At 65.1% G+C, this 18,943-nt stretch carries 12 protein-coding genes; 1 reads left to right on the plus strand and 11 read right to left on the minus strand.

Annotated elements, in window-relative coordinates:
- Positions 1-39: 39 nt before the first annotated feature.
- From U5782_RS15675 to U5782_RS15695, 5 genes are read right to left on the minus strand one after another with little or no spacing between them, the layout of a single operon-like run.
- The gene (locus U5782_RS15675) at positions 40-1,740 is read right to left on the minus strand and encodes a cyclic peptide export ABC transporter (protein ID WP_322044760.1); all 1,701 of its coding nucleotides are present in this window, start codon (positions 1,738-1,740) and stop codon (positions 40-42) included.
- A gap of 21 nt (positions 1,741-1,761) precedes the next feature.
- Positions 1,762-3,780, minus strand: a complete 2,019-nt coding sequence (gene fhuB, locus U5782_RS15680) for a Fe(3+)-hydroxamate ABC transporter permease FhuB (RefSeq protein ID WP_322044761.1) — start codon at positions 3,778-3,780, stop codon at positions 1,762-1,764.
- Positions 3,781-3,788: 8 nt separating this feature from the next.
- Entirely contained in the window at positions 3,789-4,691 is a 903-nt protein-coding gene (locus tag U5782_RS15685; RefSeq protein ID WP_322044762.1) for an ABC transporter substrate-binding protein, read from the minus strand.
- Entirely contained in the window at positions 4,688-12,523 is a 7,836-nt protein-coding gene (locus tag U5782_RS15690) for a non-ribosomal peptide synthetase (protein ID WP_322044763.1), read from the minus strand. Before U5782_RS15690 ends, U5782_RS15685 begins: the two co-directional genes overlap by 4 nt.
- A gap of 46 nt (positions 12,524-12,569) precedes the next feature.
- Positions 12,570-14,801 carry a TonB-dependent siderophore receptor gene (locus U5782_RS15695; RefSeq protein WP_322044764.1) on the minus strand — a complete coding sequence of 744 codons (2,232 nt, stop codon included), beginning with the start codon at positions 14,799-14,801 and terminating at the stop codon, positions 12,570-12,572.
- A 185-nt stretch (positions 14,802-14,986) separates the two neighbouring features.
- On the opposite strand from U5782_RS15695, the gene U5782_RS15700 reads away from it, so the two are divergent.
- Positions 14,987-15,811, plus strand: coding sequence for a helix-turn-helix transcriptional regulator (locus U5782_RS15700; RefSeq protein WP_322044765.1), 825 nt, complete (start codon positions 14,987-14,989; stop codon positions 15,809-15,811).
- A gap of 122 nt (positions 15,812-15,933) precedes the next feature.
- Here the strand turns inward: U5782_RS15700 and U5782_RS15705 are convergent, their stop codons facing one another.
- The 6 genes from U5782_RS15705 to U5782_RS15730 form a co-directional block, all read right to left on the minus strand.
- The gene (locus tag U5782_RS15705) at positions 15,934-16,230 is read right to left on the minus strand and encodes a hypothetical protein (protein WP_322044766.1); all 297 of its coding nucleotides are present in this window, start codon (positions 16,228-16,230) and stop codon (positions 15,934-15,936) included.
- The gene (locus U5782_RS15710) at positions 16,227-16,709 is read right to left on the minus strand and encodes a DUF2778 domain-containing protein (RefSeq protein WP_322044767.1); all 483 of its coding nucleotides are present in this window, start codon (positions 16,707-16,709) and stop codon (positions 16,227-16,229) included. The genes U5782_RS15705 and U5782_RS15710 overlap by 4 nt, the downstream gene beginning before the upstream one ends.
- 46 nt (positions 16,710-16,755) lie before the next feature.
- A complete protein-coding gene (locus U5782_RS15715) occupies positions 16,756-17,229 on the minus strand; it encodes a type VI secretion system tube protein Hcp (RefSeq protein ID WP_322044953.1) in 474 nt (157 codons plus the stop codon).
- A gap of 81 nt (positions 17,230-17,310) precedes the next feature.
- Positions 17,311-17,487, minus strand: coding sequence for a hypothetical protein (locus U5782_RS15720; RefSeq protein ID WP_322044768.1), 177 nt, complete (start codon positions 17,485-17,487; stop codon positions 17,311-17,313).
- Between the two features lie 117 nt (positions 17,488-17,604).
- Positions 17,605-17,865 carry an acyl carrier protein gene (locus U5782_RS15725; RefSeq protein WP_322044769.1) on the minus strand — a complete coding sequence of 87 codons (261 nt, stop codon included), beginning with the start codon at positions 17,863-17,865 and terminating at the stop codon, positions 17,605-17,607.
- A 34-nt stretch (positions 17,866-17,899) separates the two neighbouring features.
- Positions 17,900-18,928, minus strand: a complete 1,029-nt coding sequence (locus U5782_RS15730) for a TauD/TfdA family dioxygenase (RefSeq protein ID WP_322044770.1) — start codon at positions 18,926-18,928, stop codon at positions 17,900-17,902.
- Between the last annotated feature and the right edge of the window lie 15 nt (positions 18,929-18,943).

Genomic DNA, 18,943 nt, shown 5'->3' on the forward strand with positions numbered 1-18,943 from the left:
GACAAACTCATTGGCAAAAAACTCGACAGCAATTCAACCTTATCCACGCGCGGCAAGCAGCACGTGCGAAGTCGCGCCCTCGCCGCTTCCACCGACATATCGCGCGCTGAGATCCGCCCCCGCGCCCGCCTCCACAAGCTGACCGTATTCGAGCTTGATATAGCGGTCGGCGAGATGGAAATAGCGGTCGTCGTGGGTGATGACCAGCACGGTCTTGCCCTTGGCTTTCAGCTCGGGCAACAGCTTGCGATAGAACACGTCCTTGAAGAGCGGGTCTTGATCGGCGGCCCATTCGTCGAATAGATAGAACGGCCGGTCTTCCAGATACGCCACCAGCAACGCGAGACGCTTTCTTTGCCCCTGCGAGAGTTCGAGCGTGGAAAACGCGCCGTCCTTGATGCTGACCTTGTGATCGAGTTGCAGATGCACGAGGAGTTCCTGCGCCGTCTGGTCGAGCCCGTCGAAACGCATACCCAGCAGGCTGTCGAACAGGAAGAAGTCGCTGAACACCACCGAAAACAACTGCCGATAGCTATCGCGCCCGGCCTCGTCCACGCTCGCGCCGTTGAGCAGGATGCGCCCGCTTTCGGGCGGATATAGGCCCACGATCATCTTCGCCAGCGTAGTCTTGCCGCTGCCGTTGCCGCCGATCAGATAGACGAGTTCGCCCGGTTTGAACGCGAGGTTGACCGGTCCGAGCGTAAATACATCGTTTTCCTTCTCGCGGAAATAACGATGCGTAACGCCATCGAGCACGATGCTGTCGAACGCATTTTTCACAGGCGTATCGACACGGCCCGCGTCATGCGCGATTTCGAGCGGCAATTCCGCGTTCACCTGTTCGATACGCTCCAGCGCCACGCGCGCGGTGCTGATATTCGGAATCGCCGAAAGCAGCGACTCGATCGGCATGATCATGTAGAGGAACACCATCGCGTAGCCCGACATCACATGCGTGTTCACGGGAAAGAGCCGCGCGACCACGAACAGCGTGATGCCGATGAAGGCAAACAGGATGAAGCTGCCCCAGCTCGCGGCCGCCGCATACAGAACGTAGCCGCGCGTACGCTGCACGCGCACGGCTTCCACGTTGGTGGAAAGCGTGTCGTCGATAAAGGCGGCGCGGCGCGGGCGATGCAGCTTCAGCTCCTTGGCGCCGTCGAACAGCGCGCGGAAGTGGCGCACCAGATCGTCCTCGCGCTTGCGCGACGCGCGCAGGTGAAACAGCGCGCGGCCATTGGCCACCCGAAAGCCCGCCGCGCCGATGCCGATCGTGAGGATCGCCACCAGCAGGATCTGCCACGACAAAACGCTCAGGTAGGCCAGGCAACCGATGATGACCGCGCTTTGCATCGCGAGCGCGGGCATGCGCACGAACAGCATCACGATGGCGTCCAGATCCTGGGTGAGCACGGCCAGCGAGCGTGCCGCGCCTTGCTGCTCCAGATGCCGGAACGAGGCGTCGCCCAGACGCCGGATGGTCTGCATGCGCAGGTCCGCCTTGGCGCGCTGGCCGAGGTCCATGAACAGCGTCTGCGAGAGCGTGCGGGTGACGAGCACGATCACGCCGAGCGCGACGAACTCCCATCCCAGGTGCACGAGCTGCGTCGTGGTGGCCGCCAGCGCCTGGTTGATGAGCGCGACGAGACCCGCGTTGCCAAAGCCGCTGACAAGGCTGGTGACGAGCGCGACGAACAGGGTCCAGCGTGAATTGCGCGCAAGCTTCAAGAGCAAAGACATGAGACTCCCAGGTACGGTGCGTCAGGAACCGGGCCGGTCTTGCGCCGGACGCCGGAACATCGTGAGGATCAGATACAGCCCGCCGAGCAGCGTGGCCATCACGCCAGCCGGCATTTCCTGCGGGAACAACACCCAGCGGCCGAGCCAGTCCGAGCCGATCATCAAGGTCGCGCCGAACGCGGCGCTGATGAACAACAAGGGCATGGCGCGGCGGATGCCGAGCAAACGCGCCATATGCGGCGCCATCAGGCCGATGAAGGACAGCGGCCCGATCACGAGCGTCGCCACGGCGCTCAACAACGCGCTCAGCATCAGCAGTCCGAAACGTGCCCCGGCGATACGCACGCCGAGGCCCACCGAGACCGCATCGCCAAGCGGCAGGATTTCCAGCCAGCGGCGGCACAACGGCACGGCTGCGAGCGCCAGCAGCGCACAGACGGCCACCAGCGCGGCCATCAGCGGCCCGACGTTATAGGTCGAGCCCGCCAGCAGGTTGTAGAGAATGATGACGCGCGGGTCGCCGCTCGACACCGCGATCACGGAAACCGCCTGGAATGCCGCGCTTAGCGTCATGCCCGCGAGGATCAGCGTGTCGGGCGAGAACGACGAGGCTCGCGAAATCAGCACCAGCGCGCACAAGGTGACCATCGAACCGGCCGCGCACCAGACGAGAAAGGTCGGCAGCCCCGGATGCGCGGTGAGAAAGAGCGCACCCGTCAAGCCGAGCGCGCCGCCCGCCGAGATGCCGAGCAAGTCGGGGCTCGCCATCGGATTGCCGGTCATGCGCTGCACGATGCCGCCCGAGAGCGCGAGCAGCACGCCCACGCCCGCTGCCGCCACCACGTGCGGCAGGCGCAGGAACAGCAGCGCGGCGGCTTCGTGGGCGTCGCTCAGATGCCAGCCCGCGAGGCCGCGCCCAAGTGTGAGCGACAGCACGACGACCAGCGCCAGGCCCAGCGCGCTCGCCAGCGCGACCACGCGCAGGCCGCGCGGCGAAATCGGCGCGCTGGGCTGGGTGGTTGCGGGCGCAACATCGCGGCGGCCGCGCAGACGGCGCAGCATCACCAGCAGCAGCGGCGCGCCGATCAGCGTCGTGATCGCGCCGGTGGGCATCGCCATGCCGAAGCGCGCCGCGCAGAGTTGTGCGAGTTGATCGGCGAGCCACAAGAGCGCCGCGCCAATCAGCGGCGACCAGATCACGCGTTCGCGCAGGCGGCGCGCGCCCGCGAGCCGCGCGAGCGCGGGCGCCGAAAGCCCGACGAAGCCGATCACGCCCACCGCGCTCACCACAAAGGCGGCGATCAGCAGCGTGAGGCCGAGCGTGATGACGCGCGTGGTGCGCAGCGACACGCCCAGGCTCGACGCCACCGTATCGCCGAGATCGAATACCGCCATCGGCCGCAGCAACAGCAGCAACAGCAGCGCGCACGGCACGAAGCGCACCGCCAGCGCGAGCGCGACGTGCCAGTCGTGCTGCGCGAACGAGCCGCCGCCCCACACCAGCAGGCCGCTCAACAGGTCGTAGTGCGAGATCGCCAACGCGAGACAGAACGCGCCGCCGCACAGATTGACGATCATGCCCGCGAGGATCAGCGCGAGCGGCGACATCCCGCGCCGCGCCGCCAGCGCGAATACGGCGGCCAGCGCCAGCGCGCCGCCCGTGAGCGCAACCGCGTCGCGCCCGCTCGCGAGCAGGAACGGCGCGTAGACGGTGGCCAGCGCAAGCGCCAGCCACGCGCCGGAGAAGATGCCGAGCGTCATCGGCTCCGCCAGCGGGTTGCGCAACACCTGCTGCGTCGCCACGCCCGCGAGACCGAGCGCGGCCCCGCACAGCAGTGTGACGGCCACACGCGGGAAGTCGCCGTAGTGCACCAGCAATTGCGTCACATCGCTGGCCGAGGGCGATACGAGCGCCTGCCACCAGAATGCGGGCGCAAGGCGCGTATCGAGGCGCAGCGCGAACAGCAGCGCCGCCAGTGCAAACAGCGCGCAAACCGCCATGAGCGGGGTGCGGTGCATCGGCGCAAAGGGCGTGGTCATGACATTTTTCATGCGGCCTCCGCGACGCGCCGCGCGCCCAGCGCATCCACGAGCGCATGCGCGAAAAACGCCGCGCTCAGGATGCCGCCTTCGGGCGGCACGGCAGCCATGCCGGTCATGCGCCCCGCGCCCGCAAACGGCATCGCTTGCCAGACGCGGCTCGTCTGCATCATCGTCGCGGTCATGGCGGGCAGCGGCTCCACGTAGACGAGCGTCGCGCGCGGATCGGCGTCGAGCGCATCGAAGCCGATCATCGCCGAGGCCGCCGCGCCATCGGCCCGGCCCCACGCGTTGCGCAGGCCGAGTTGCGCAAGCAGCTCGCCAAACAGGCTATGCGTGCCGAACACGCGCAGATGCGATTCGTCGATGAAGCGCGTGAGATACACCGGTGCGCTGCGTGCCTGCGACGCTGCGGGCAGCGCATCGAGCCGCGCGCGCGCCGCGTCGATAGCGCGACGCGACTGCGCGAGCGCAGCCTCGCCTTGCGCCTCGCGATCGAACAGGCGCGCAAGGCGCATCGTCTCGTCGCACGCGGCCGTATAAGGCGTGGGACTCGCGCGGAACATGCCGAGCGTGACGGTGGGTGCGATGCGTTCGAGCGCACCGCGCATCGACGCATGCGCGGGCGTGATGACGATCAGATCGGGCTTGAGCGCGAGCATCAGCTCCATGTTGGGCTGAAACATCAGACCGAGATCGACCACCGAAGCGGGCACCGGGCACGCCGTGAAATTGCGCCGGAAGCCCGGCGTATTCGCCATGCCCACGGGCACCACGCCGAGCGCCAGCGTCAACTCGGCGAGGCCCCAGTCGAGCACGATCACGCGGCGCGGCGCGGCCGCCCAGGCGCGCGCGCCAGTGCCCAGAAAAGCGCCGCCAGCCAGCGCGGCGAGGATTGCCCTACGGTTCATTGCATCAGATCGGAAAGAAGGGATTGCAGGGTATCGGCAATGGGCGTTTCGTGCTGCGAGCCTTGCGCACGCGCCTCGTCCACGGCGCGTGCGTAAGCATCGAGCGTGGGCGCGGCGAACAGTGCCGCCAGCGCGACCTCCACGCCGAACTCGCGCGCCACGCGCCGTTGCAGCTTCAGGCTCAGGATCGAATCGCCGCCGAGTTCGAAGAAGTGCGCATGCCGGCCGACGCGTTCGATGCCCAGCACCTTGCTCCAGAGGCGCGCGAGCGCCGCTTCGGTCGCGCCTTGCGGCGCGGCGTAATCCTCGCTTGCCTGCGCTTGCGGCACAGGCAGCGCGCGGCGGTCGATCTTGCCGTTGGGCGTGAGCGGCAACGCGTCGAGCACCACGATCGCGGCGGGCACCATGTAATCGGGCAGCGTGCGCGCGAGCGCATGCTTGAGCGCCTGCGGATCGAGTTCGTCCACTCGTGCCTGCGTCTGTGGCGTCACGTACGCCAGCAGCCGCGTGCCACCCTCCACCAGCGCCACAGCTTCGCGCACGCCGGGCTGCGCGAGCAGCGCCGCCTCCACTTCGCCCAGCTCCACGCGAAAGCCGCGCAGCTTCACCTGCTGATCGAGGCGGCCGAGGTATTCGAGCGCACCGTCGTCGCGCCAGCGCACGAGGTCGCCGGTACGATAGAGACGCCCGCCCGCCGCGTCGAACGGGTCGGGCACGAAGCGTTCGGCCGTGAGCGCGGGCCGTTGCAGATAGCCGCGCGCGAGGGCCGCGCCGCCCAGATACAGTTCGCCCGCCACGCCGCGCGGCGCGAGATTCATCGCCGCATCGAATACGTACGCGACGCGCTCGCCGATCTGGCGGCCGATCGGCGCGTAAGTCCCCTCGAAGGCCGGATCGACATCCCACGCCGTGGGTGCGATCACGGTTTCAGTCGGCCCGTAGGCGTTGATGAGGCGACAGCCCGGCAACGCGCGGCACGCGGCCTGCATCGCCTGCGCGCTCCACGCTTCGCCGCCCACGATGCACAGGCGCAGCGCGAGCGGCGCATCCGAGGCATCGGCGGTATCGAGCGCGCATTCCGCCACGAGATTGTTCAGATACGAAGGCGTGAGAAACACCACCGAAACGCGCTCGCGACGCATCGCCTCGATCAGTTGCGCGGTGGTCCAGCGCGCGGGCTCGGCGATCACGAGCGCGCCGCCCGCGCACAGCGGCACGATCCAGCGTTCGTGCGCGATGTCGAAGTTGATCGACGCGAAGTGCAGCTCGCGGTCGGCGGCGGTCATGGCGTAGCGCGCGCCGATGGCCGCACAGTGCATCGCCAGCGCGCCATGCGCCACGCCCACGCCCTTCGGACGCCCCGTCGAGCCCGAGGTGTAGATCACGTAGGCGAGATTGCCCGCCTGCACCGTACATTGCGGCTCGTGCGGCGGTTCATCGGCGAGATCGGGCGCGTCGAGATTCACCACCGGCAGCGACGCGGCAGCGAGCATGGCGTTGGCGTTCGTGTCAGTTGGTTGCGCGAGCAACAAGCCGATACCGCTGTCCTCGATCATGTACGCGAGGCGCTCGGCCGGGTACGCGGGATCGAGCGGCACGTAGGCGCCGCCCGCCTTCATCACCGCCAGCATCGCGACGATCATCTGCGCGCCACGACTCACCGCGAGCCCCACGCGCACTTCCGGCCCGACGCCCGCGTGCATGAGGCGGTGCGCGAGGCGATTGGCGCGCGTGTTCAGTTCGGCGTACGTCATGCGTGTGTCGCCCGCGACGATGGCCAGCGCGTCGGGCGTGTGCGCGGCGCGCGCGGCGATTTGCCGATGCACGGGCGTGTCGATCGAATCGGCCGGTGACGTATCGGCGCAGCCAAGCTCGATCAACGCATCACGCTCAACTTCATCGAGCGGATCGAACGCGCCGAGCGCTTGTTGCGCCGCACCCGGCGTGAGCGCGGCTTCACGCAGCAAGCGCGCCATCTGTTGCGCGAGGCGCTCGGCATCGGCGTCGCTGAACGCGTCGCGCGCATAACGCAGGCCCAGCCGCAGCGTCTCGCCTTGCGTAACGCCCAGCGTCAGCGCATAGCTCGTTTCGTCGCGCGCGCTCACCTTGTCGATGGCGAGGCCGCCCGGTTGCGCGTCCTTAAGCACCGCGTCGACGGGATAGTTCTCGAACACCACGAGCGTATCGAACAACCCTTGCCCGCTCGCGCCCGCCCAGCGCTGGATCTCGTGCAGGGGCGTATGCGCGTGCTCCTGCGCGGCCATGCCCTGCGCCTGAAGCTCGCGCAGCCAGTCGCCCAGTTGCCGATGCGCGCGCGGCTCGGCCACCACCGGCAGCGTGTTGATGAAGAGGCCGAGCAGATGCGCCGCGCCCGGCAAGTCGGCGGGTCGGCCCGCGAGCGTCGCACCGAACACCACTGCCGGCTGGTGCGTATAGCGCTGCAACAGCAGCGCCCAGGCCGCCTGCAACAGCGTGTTGACGGTCACGCGCTCCTCGCGCACGAAGGCGACAAGGCGCGCCGTGGTGGCCGCGTCGAGTTCCAGCGTGTGCAGCGCGTAGTGGGACGCCGCATCGGGCACCTGGGTGTTGCGCTTTGGCATGGCCTCGGCCAGATGCGTCGGACCGTCGAGGCGCGCGATCTGCGCCTGCCAGTGCGCGGCGCTCGCCGCCTTATCCTGGCCCTGCAACCAGCCAATGTAGTCGCGATAGCGGCCGCTGTGCACGGGCAGCGCCTGGCCGCTGTAATGGCGCAGCACTTCGCCCAGCAGTTGCGAGACGCTCCAGCCGTCCATCAGCAGATGATGGTGCGTCCAGACGAAGTGATAGCGCCGCTCGCCCGTGCGAATCAACGCAAGCCGGTGCAACGGCGCGCGCGAGAGATCGAAGCCGCGTTCGAGTTGCTCTGCGGCGAAAGTGTCCAGCGCGATGTCGAGGCCATCCTGATCGGCCCGATTGCGCCAGTCGTGCTCTTCGATCGGCAGCTCCACCGCGCGCGCAATCCATTGCAGCCAGCCCTCGCCTTGCGCGACAAAGCCGGTACGTAAGATGTCGTGGCGCTGCGTGAGCGCATGCCAGGCAGCGCGAAAACGTCCGGCATCGAGGCCGTCGAGATCGACGCGCAACTGGTTCAGATAGACGCTGCCACCGCGCGCATAGAGTGCGTGGAACAGCATGCCGGCCTGCATGGGCGAGAGCGGATACAGATCGGCGACATCCGCCAGCGCGAGCGGCAGCGCATCGAGTTCATCCTGGCCGAGCGCGGCGAGCGGGAAATCGGAGGGTGTCGCGCCTGCGCGAGCGTGGGTGCATTGCGCGATCAGTTCGCGCAATGCGGCGCCGAAAGCGACCGCGAGTCGTTCGACCGTGGCGTCGCGATAGCGCGCGCCGCTGTAGCCGATCGTGAGCGTAAGCGCGCCATCCAGCACCTTGCCGCTGACCGCGAGCGCGTAGGCTAGCGGCGCGCCGGCGGATTGCGAGGTGGCTTGCGCGATGCTTTGTGCGTTCGATTGAGAACCCGCAAGCTCGCGCGCGGGCTGCCACGCCTCGGCCTCGTCGAAATGCTGGTCGAACTGGCCCAGATAGTTGAAAACCACTTGCGACGGTTCAAGCGACCGAAGCGCCGCCTCATTGCCGAGATAGCGCAGCACGCCGTAGCCGATGCCGCGCGCGGGCACGGCACGCAGCGTTTCCTTCACGCGACGCAAGGCGGCGCCGGGATCGCCCTGCACGTCGAGCACAACCGGATAAAGGCTCGTGAACCAGCCAACCGTACCGCTCAGATCGACATCGTCGAACAGGTCCTCGCGGCCGTGGCCTTCGAGGTCGATGCGAATGCGCCGGTCGTGATCGCCCATCCAGCCGCTCAACGCGCGGCCGAGCGCCGTCAACAACAGATCGTTGACCTGCGTGCGCCACGCAGCGGCGGCGTCGTGCAGGAGCGTATGCGTCTGCGCGCGATCGAGCGTAAGCGCGACGTGCCGCTGTTGCGCGACGGTGTTCGCGCCCTCGGGAAAATCGCAAGGCAGCGCCGCGCTCACGCGCGCGACCTCCTGCCAGTAGCGCAATTCGTCTTGCAGCGCAGGCGTGCGCGCGTGCGCCGCGAGGCGGCCGGCCCATAGATCAGTCGACGCCATGACCGGGGGCAGATTCGGCACAGCGCCGTTTTGCAGCGCGGCATAGGCATCGCGCCATTGGCCGATCAGCAAACGCCACGACACGCCATCCACGGCCAGGTGATGGATCGCGAGCATCAAGCGCCAGCTTCCGTCCGGCATCGCGATGGCGAGCGCGCGCAAGAGCGGTCCATTGGCGAGATCGAGACTGCGTTGCGCGTCGTCGCACAGCGCCTGGATCTCGTCGGCACTAGCGGCGTGGCGGACCCAAAGCAGGCTTTCGGGCGCAGGCGCTTCGCCATGACGCGCGTGCCAGACACCCGCCGCATCCGCTTCGTAATGCATGCGCAACGCCGCGTGATGCACGACCAGCGCATGCAACGCGCGCGCCAGCAAATTCGTGTCGAGCGGCGCGCGGCTCGTCAGTAGCACGGCCTGATTCCAGTGATGGCGCTGCGCGATCGGCTGATCGAAGAACCACGCCTGCATCGGCAGCAGCGCGCCAGGCGTGCCCACGGGCGCTTCAAGCATGGCCTGGGCGGCCGCATTCGCATCGAGCGCCTGCGCCACGGCCGCCAGTTGCGCCACCGACTGGCGCTCGAACAACTGGCGCGGCGTGAGCTTCCAGCCCGCCTGGCGCGCACGCTCGACAATCTGCAGGCTCAGGATCGAATCGCCGCCCAGTTCGAAGAAGTTGTCGTGCCGCCCCACGCGCGCGACGCCCAACACCTGCTGCCAGATCGTCGCGAGCGCGTCTTCGGTCACGCCTTGCGGCGCTTCCCAGGCGCGTTCGTCCTGGCCCGGCTGCGGCAGCGCGCGCCGGTCGATCTTGCCGTTTGGCGAGAGCGGGAAGCACGCGAGTTCGACCCAGGCCGCGGGCACCATGTAGTCGGGCAACTCGGCGGCGAGCCCAGCCGCCAGCGTCTCGCGCTCGACGCGCTGCCCCGCCCGCGCGCTCACGTAGGCCACCAGACGCTTGCCGTTAGGCCCGTCTTGCGCCGTGACCACAGCCGTCTCCACGCCGGGCTGGCGTTGCAGCACCGCCTCGATCTCGCCGAGTTCGATACGAAAGCCGCGAATCTTCACCTGATGATCGAGGCGGCCCAGATAATCGAGCGCGCCGTCCGCGCGCCAGCGCGCGAGGTCGCCCGTGCGATACAGGCGCGCGCCCGGCTCGAACGGATCGGGCACGAAGCGCTCGGCCGTGAGCGCGGGCCGGTTGAGATAGCCGCGCGCGAGGCCCGCGCCGCCCAGATAGAGTTCGCCCGCCACGCCCGCGGGCAGCGGATTGAGCGCCGCGTCGAGCACATGCGTGCTGACGTTGGCGATCGGCCGCCCGATCGGCACCACGGCGTCGCCCGCGCGACAGGTCCAGTGCGTGACGTCGATGGCCGCTTCGGTCGGGCCGTAGAGGTTATGCACCTGCACGTGCGGCAGACGCGCGAGCGTCTGGTCCTGCAACGTCGCGGGCAGCGCCTCGCCGCTACAGACGATCTGGCGCAGGCTCGCGCATGCCGACGCCGCGCAGGCATCGAGCGCGGCCACGAAGGCTTGCAGCATCGGCGGCACAAAATGCAGCGTGGTCACGCGATGTGTGTCGATCAAGGCGGTGAGCCGCGCCGGATCGCGATGATCGCCGGGCCGCGCAAGCGCGAGACGCGCGCCCGTCATCAGCGGCCAGAAGAACTCCCACACGGAGACATCGAAGCTGAACGGCGTCTTTTGCAGCACCGTGTCGCGCGCGTCGAGCCGGTACGCGGCCTGCATCCACGCGAGGCGGTTATAGAGCGCGCCATGCCGGTTCGCCGCGCCTTTCGGGCGTCCCGTCGAGCCCGACGTGTAGATCACATAGGCGAGGTTTTCAGCGTCGAGCGTAACGTCGGGGCAAGCGCCGGATTCGTTGCTGAGATCGAGCGTGTCGAGTTCGATCACGCGACATGATTCGTTATCCGTATCTTTCTCGATCAGCGCTGCGAAGCGCTCGCGCAAGGCATGCTGCGTGAGCAACAGGCCGATGCCGCTGTCCTCGATCATGTACGCGAGGCGCTCGGCCGGATAGTCGGGGTCGAGCGGCACATACGCGCCGCCCGCCTTGAGGATCGCGAAGAGCCCCACCACCATCTCCACCGAACGCTCGACGCCGATCCCCACCTTCACGTCCGGGCCCACGCCGAGTCGCCGCAACCGCTGCGCGAGACGGTTCGCGCGCGCGTCGAGTTCGGCATAGCTCAGCGTGAGGTCGCCGAACAGCAAGGCGGGGGCGTCGGGATACGCAGCGGCTTCGCGTTCGAACAGGCGATGCACGGGCACGCTCGTGCCGTAATCGGCGTGCGCGGTACTCCAGGCGGCAAGCTGTGCACGCTCATCGACGCTCAGGTACGGGAGTTCGGCCACGGCGCATTCTGGATCGGCGCACAAGGCCGCCAGCAGCGCCTCGTAGTGCGCGCACAGACGCGCGATGGTCTCCGGGCGATAGCGCGAGGCGTCGTAGCGCACGGTCACGTTGACGGCGTCGGCGGCCACGCGCACGTCAAAGCTCAGATCGAAGCGCGCGAGCGGGCTTTCCGCATCGACGATTTCGACGTCGAGGCCATCGAGCGACAAGCGCCCGGCCGCCGCCGCGCCCTGCACGTTGAACAGCGTCTGGAACAGCGGATGCCGATCGGCCTCGCGCCGCACGCCCAGCGCATCGACGAGCATCGGCAAGGTCACGTCGGCGTGATCGAGCGCGGCGCGCGCGTCGCCCCGCACGCTCTCGATGAGCATGTGGACCGTCATCGCGGGATCAATACGCGCGCGGTGCACGCGCGTGTCGATGAAAAGGCCGATCAGGTCCTCGCATTCGGCCAGCGTGCGCCCGCTCGTCGGCACGCCGATGCAGAAGTCGCGGCTGCCTGCATGACGCCACAACAGCAGTTGATACGCGGCCATCAGCACGACAAAAGGCGTGCAGCGCGCCGCCTTGCAACGCGTGCGCAACGCGTCTAGCGTCGTGCCGCGCAGCGCAAACGTATGCGTGAGCGCGCGGCGTTCGGCCGCGCTCGTGCGTGCGAAATCGCCTGGCAGTTCGAAACTGTCGTCGGGCGTGCCGATGTACTGCTTCCACCACGCGAGGTCGGCCTGCGCTTTGTCGCTCGCGAGCTGCGTGCGCTGCCAGGCGGCGAAATCGGCGTATTGCCATTCAGGCGACGTGATCGGCGTGGCGCCGTTTGCGCCAGGGCCTACGTCACGCCAGGCCTGCGCGAACTCGCGCGCGAAAATCGCGTTCGAGCCGCCATCGGAAATCAGGTGATGCACCACCACGGAGAGCACGTGCCAGTCCGGCGCGAGCCGCACGAGGCGAAAACGCGCCGCGCCTTCGTGTGCGAGATCGAACGGGCGTTGCGCTTGCCCTTCGAGCACGCGCGCGAGTTCGGCATGGCGCGCCTCGTCGTCCAGTTCAGACAGATCGAGCACGTCGAGCGGCGCGTCGGCACGCAGATCGGCGATCTGATAAGGCGTGCCTTCGCGCTCTTCGAAACGCGTGCGCAACACCGCCTGACGCTGGCGCACGCGCGCAAGCGCGCGACCAGGCGTAGCGATGTCTAGCGCCCCGCGCAGATGAAACGCGCGGGCCAGATGCCACGCACCCGAATCGGGCGCGAGGCGTTGCATGAACCACATGCCTTCTTGCACAGGAGACAGCCGCTGCCACGCGGACGAGACTTCATCCGCACTCATCGAACGATCCACTTGAACATGCATTGCAGCACTGCCTCCTGTTGAATTACCACTGATATTTCGCGCCCGCCATCAACAGGCGACCCTGGCCGTAGTAGCAGTAGTTCGCGCTGGTGCACGAGGCGAAGTACTTGCGATCGAGCAGGTTCGACACGTTGAGCGAAGTAGTCCAGCCCTGCAGGCTCGAGAAGCGACGACCCAGGTCGTAGCGCAGCGAGATATCGACTAGCGTCGCCGACGACGTCATGAACGTGTTGGCCGTATCGCCATACGAGCCGCCGATATAGCGCACGCCGCCGCCGAACTGCAGGCCCGCGAGCGGACCGCCCGTGAGCGAATAGTCGGCCCACAGCGACGCCGTATTACGCGGAATGCCCACCGGCACCTTGTTCAGACTCGTCGTGTTGCTCTTGGTGTTGAGCAGGTTCGTGTAGGTGTAGTTGGCGATCAGTTGCAGGTTGTTGCTCAGGCTCGCGTGGCCTTCCACCTCGAAGCCCTGCGAGCGCACCTGGCCCGTGAGCACGCTGTAGCTGGTATGCACCGGGTCGGTGGTCGCGACGTTGTTCTCGGTGAGATGGAACGCCGACACCGTGATAAAGCTGTTATAGCCCTTCGGTTGCAGCTTCACGCCCACTTCGTACTGCTCGGAGGTCATCGGCGCAAAGGACTGACCGCTATAGGTCGTGCCCACCTGCGGCTGGAACGAGCGCGAATAGCTGAAGTACGGCGCCACGCCGTTGTCGAACTGATAAACAGCGCCCGCGCGCCAAGTGAAGGCGCGGTTGAACTGCTCGGTGGTCGCACCGGTCTTGTACGAGGTCACGTCCTCGTTGGCCCAGTCTTCGCGCACGCCGAACAGGAACGACCACTTGTCGATGTCGATCTGGTCCTGCGCGTACACGCCAAGCTGCTTGATCGAGGTGGCGTTCGAGGTCGAGAACATGGTGGTCGGATACGGGATCGTCTGGCCGTAGACCGGATTGCTTTCCGAAAGACCCGGCGCCGAGCCACCATAGAAGTAATGGTCGAACTGCAGGTTCTGGTAATCGAGGCCGAACGTGACGTTGTGCTTGAGCGGACCCGTGTCGAACTTCGCGTTCAACTGGTTATCCACGGTATGCGAATTCACCGTGCCGCGGTTCAGATAAGCGTCGCGCGAAAGCGTGTCGGTGCCCGACTTGAAGCCGTCGTTCGCAACGTACTGGATCGTCTGGCTGTTATGCAGGAAGCGGTAGCTCTGCTTGAACGACCACGTATCGTTGAAGCGATGCTCGAATTGATAGCCGATCGACTCCTGGGTCTTGCGGAAGCTGTCGAAGTCCGGATCGCCCGGATTCTCGCTGCGGTTCTTCCAGGTGTACGGCACCGAGTTGTAGATGCCCGCTTCCGGGTCCGCCTGATAGTTGGCGAAAATCGTGAGCGTCGTGTCCTTGCTCGGGCGGAACTCGATGGTCGGCGCGATCGAGAAACGCTGCTGGTTCACGTAGTCGGTCTGCGTGCCGGTGTTGTAGCCGTCGGCCGTCACGCGGTAAAGGACGGTGCCGGCCTTGTCCACGGGGCCGCTGAAATCGAAGTAGCCCTGCACGCGGCCATAGCTGCCGGTTTGCATGCCGACTTCATGGTACGGCGTGTCGGTCGGCATCTTGCTCACGAGGTTGACCGTGCCGCCGGGCGAGCCCTGGCCGTACAGCACCGAGGCCGGGCCGTGCAGCAGTTCGATGCGCTCGAACATGTACGGGTCGAAGCTCGTGACGTTGTAGCCGAAGCCGCCGTTCGGGCCGGGCGTACGCAGGCCATTCCAGTACTCGTCGACGAGGAAGCCGCGCGCGTAGAGGTATTCGAGCGAATCGGTATTGGTGCCGCGCTGCTCGGGGTTGATGCCCGAGGTGTAGCGCAGCGCCTGGGCCACGCTTTGCGCGTCCTGCACGTCCATCTGGTCGCGCGTGACGACCGAGATCGCTTGCGGCACCTTGATGATCGGCGTGTCGGTCTTGGTGCCGGCCTCGCTGCGTTTGGCCACATAGCCCACCACCGGACCCGTGCCGGTTTCCTGGTCGCGCGCGCTTTGCACCTTCACGGCCGGCAGCTGCTGACCTGGCTGCGTGGCCTGTGTCGCGGCCGCATCCGACGCCGCCACAGGCGCCGCTGTCTGCGCACTCGCGATCTTCGCGATCGCCAGCGCCACCACCGCCGTGATCGTGCGCACCTTCATGCGCCGCGCCCTGCCCGCCTGGTTATCCATGTTGCCCGACGACTCCCCGCCCCATCCCCGATTCATCCCGTCTACCCTGTTTAAGATTTAACACACGCCGCAGTACAAATAAGAATCATTACTATTGTCATTCGCAAGGCGGCACACGGACGATAGAATACGGGCTGACCTTCGCCGTCGTCCTGTCAATTAGCTGCGCGAAGCCGTCGAAATTTGACGGTTTGGCGATACTTTTTCCCACGGCTCACAAAATGGCTGAAATCTGGCAACGCTTTACCGGTATGCAACGGCGCTATCTCAAGCGTCCAGTCATAGCCAAACGATATGATTTTGAGACCGGCGATAGCGAAAGCTGGCATTCGCACTCGCAGCCACAGTTCGTCTACACCACGCGCGGCGTGCTGCGCGTCATCACGCCCGACGGCGCGTGGACGCTAGGGCCCTATCGAGGGCTCTGGATCGCGCCGCTCGTCGCGCATGAGTTACAGGCGGTCAGCCCGGCGGTCATGTATACGGTCTACTTCGAAGTCGATGTCGCGCCGCGTGACGAGCCTAGCTGTCATGTGCTGATGATTTCGTCGCTGCTCAATGAGTTGGTGGGGGCGCTCGTGGTCGATCAGCAGAATGGGCATCCCGAACGGCGCTCGGCGTTGATCGATCCGCTGTTGTTGCAGGAGATGCGGGAGGCGCAGCTTGCCTCCGAAGGGCTGCTGCCTTTGCCCAAGGACCGTCGCTTGCAGCAGATCTGCGGGCAGTTGATGGACGCGCCCGCGGATAACACCCCGCTCAATGACTGGGGTATGCGGGTCGGGGCGAGTGAGAGTACGCTCGAACGCGCTTTCAAGGAGGAGACCGGGCTCACCTTCGGGCAGTGGCGGCAGCGCCTGCGGCTCGTGGAGTCGATTTCGCGACTCGCCAAGGGGATGCCGGTTTCTACTATCGCTACTGAGTTGGGGTATCGGAACTCCAGTGCGTTCATCACCATGTTTCGGCGAGCGATGGGGGAAACGCCGCAGCGGTTTTTGCGCAATCGGGGTGGGGGTGCGGAAACTGGTTCGGTAGCGCAGGTGGTTTAAGGCGCAGCCGGCGTACACCGTAACGCCGCCATCTTGGCCCGTGCGGGTGTGGACCGCAATCGCGCTGCGCTGCGGCTTCGCGTATAAGCGTTAACGGAAAAACCGCCGAAGGGGGCCTTTTCTTAGTTCAGGCGCGGAGAAATGATGCGCCTCCATGCAAACACACCTATAGGACCGACGATCAAACTCGCGAACACGCACGCACAAACAAAGTACATCAGCACCGCAATAACCCCCATGTCTTCAGGGGCAGGCATATCGTCATGCAGGAATAGTCTGAAGCCAGACCGAATCGCCATATCAACGCAGTATGGCATGTCAAATGGCAAAGTGAGGAAAATGGCGGTCAGATAGTAGGCGCTGACAAGAATCAGCGCCATACAAAGAATAGACCAGGTAATTAACGCAGGGCGTCTCATCGAACTTCCACCGTGCCATATGCGCGTAACGTAGAGTCTGGAACAAACAACGTAGGCTTTTGTTTGCGAATGTATCGTTGCAAATTATCGAAGGCAAACGGGCTAACGATAGTAATACAACCTTCGCTGAGACGAGCCGGTCCTTCCGGGTGGAGCCTGAAGTTTCCCCTCTTGACGCCGTTGATCATCGTCGTATCGCCGCCATGCGCGTTCCATAGCATGAACCAACTAGAATGATCGGTTGTTCCGTAGCCATGTGCATCCCACCAATCATAAGCCCAGCCAAACCTGCCACCCGATTGCCGATCAACGACGTAATACGTCCCAGCAGGCAAAGGTCCGATCTCGGGCATCGCCGTATCGGCAGGATTGTCACGGCCTTGTTTCTGTCCGGAGTATGCTTCCACTGCTCCGAATCCGGAGCAGGTTAGCGTTGATGTTTTTTTATTGTTTAAGATAAATTCGCATCTTAGGGGCATGGTTTTTCCCTATTTAAACAGGCATTAACTGGATATCTTTATACCTTCATTGAGCAATGTTCTCTTTGATATCGAATGAGGCAGAAACAGTGCCTTTACTCGTTCCCATTTCGCTCTGCACCGTGTATTCCATCTTCACTCGTGAAAATGAAAATGTCACATGCTCCGAATACATACCTTCAGCACCGCCAGGCTCAACGGTGGTAATCACGACATCACCCATGACGATTTTGAGAAATTCGAGTGGAACGCCACCAGCTTTCCGCGCCGTCAGAATCACTTCTGGGATATGCCGGCCGGTCAGGCAATAGCGCATAAAATTTGGGCTTGCCCGATCGATTTGATGGAATACTTCCAGATCGTTAATCGTCGCTTTACCCGCACCACCGCCCGATCCAGACATCATGGAAGATGGCTGGGTCATCTTCCAACGCCAACTAGCAATGTCAATTTCACCTCTGTGGCTAGCATCTTGCGACTCGCCAGATATGCCCACGATCTTAAGAAAAATGTCCGACATCTCCATACCTCTTCGAAGTAGAAAATCGACCGACTCGACATTACAATCGGCCAGGCGCAGCGCAAGCACGCCGCTAACTTTCTAGTGAACTGCGGTTTGGACTTCGTCGGTATCAGATTTACCTGAATTTTCGAGTTCAATCGAAAGCGGATAGCTAGACAATTTTTCAGCGGCGGCGCGCAATGCGCACGCTCTCCGGAGCCACAGCCATTCGCCGTTCGTCGCATAGCGTTTCGGCTGCGTGGCTACGATCACCATCGAGGCTTTCCAGCCTCGACTAACTGCTTCATGCGACGTGAAACGCACGGCTAGCAGATCGAGCCTGTGCAAGCGCAACACCTGCGCGCACAACGCGCTTGCACTTCCCGCCTTACCTCAATCCCCCCGCCGTCGCGCAATCATTGCACTCAGCGCCGCCACGTTCGCATGATCGAACACATCCCCCGGCGTCAACTCCACACCCAGCTTGCGGCGCACGCGCGCAACCAGTTTGATGACTAGCAGCGAGTCGCCACCCAATTCAAAGAAGTCCTGATCATCACCAATCTCTCCCGCATCTATCTCCAGCAGCGCTGCGAAAAGCTCGCGCAATTCGGCGTCGATCGGTTGGGCAACTAGTGTCGTGTTCGTTTCCATACTGTCAAATCCTGAATCAATAAATTTAGGCGCGTCACGCGCCAACCGGTTCGCTCAAGCCCGCCACAACGTCCGCCCGCTCCACAATTTCGCTCATCGCCACAACAATCTTGCGCGGCCCGCTGAACGGGTCGCGCGCGTGCGCCACCAGCATGTTGTCCAGCATGATCGCGTCGCCCTTTTGCCACGCGAACCGCACCGCGCAGCGTTCGTACGCTTCGCCGATAGCGGCCATCGCCTCAGCGCCGATCTCGCTGCCATCGCCAAAGTACGCCTGGCGCGGCATGCGCTTCGCCCCCGCAAACTCAAGCAAATCGAGCCGCAGATCCTCATCCAGGCAGCTCACGTGATGCAGTTGCACCTGGTTGAAGAACGCGCGCTCGCCCGTACGCGGATGCGCGATCACCGCCGGGCACACGGTGCGCGTCTGCAATTCATCGTTGGCGAGCCATTCGTATTGCACGGCCACCGCCTCGCAGCGCGCCTCCACTTCCCGTCGCTCGTCGGTACGGAAGAACTCGCGCCACGGTACATCGAGGCCATGCGTGAAGGTGCGCACGTACATGATCTGCTTGCGCTCGAAGGTCTCCACGAGCGCTTCGGGCAGTACACGCAGCATCGCACGGCAATCGACGATGGGCGTGGCGCCCCCCACCGGCGAAGGCTGCTCGCAGAAGAAAAACTGGCGGCGCGGCCAGCGTGGCTGGTGCGCGCTCTCGTTGTGGAACAGGATCATCTGCTTCTCGGGATAAGGGGTCGAGCGATAGGTGTTGCGCCCGCCCTCCTTCTTCGGCAGATCGCCATATTCGCCGTACAGGCCCGGCGATATGGTCTCCGCGAACGCTTCGAAGGCCGCTGGATCAGCCAGCCCGAAGTCGCGGAACAGCACCGCACCGTGGCGCAGCAGCGCCGCATCGAGCGCCTCGCGGTGGGTCCGTACCCACGCGCGCGGGCCGTCGCTGTCTTCGAATGGCGCGCGCGGCGTGAGCACGAGCGGCATCGCGTGAGCGGCGTCGAGCAAGGACGCCTCGATGGCGGCGTCAGGGAAAAGCACTGTGTTCATGTTCTCAACACTCTC

Source organism: Paraburkholderia sp. J67, assembly GCF_905220265.1.
Lineage (GTDB): Bacteria > Pseudomonadota > Gammaproteobacteria > Burkholderiales > Burkholderiaceae > Paraburkholderia.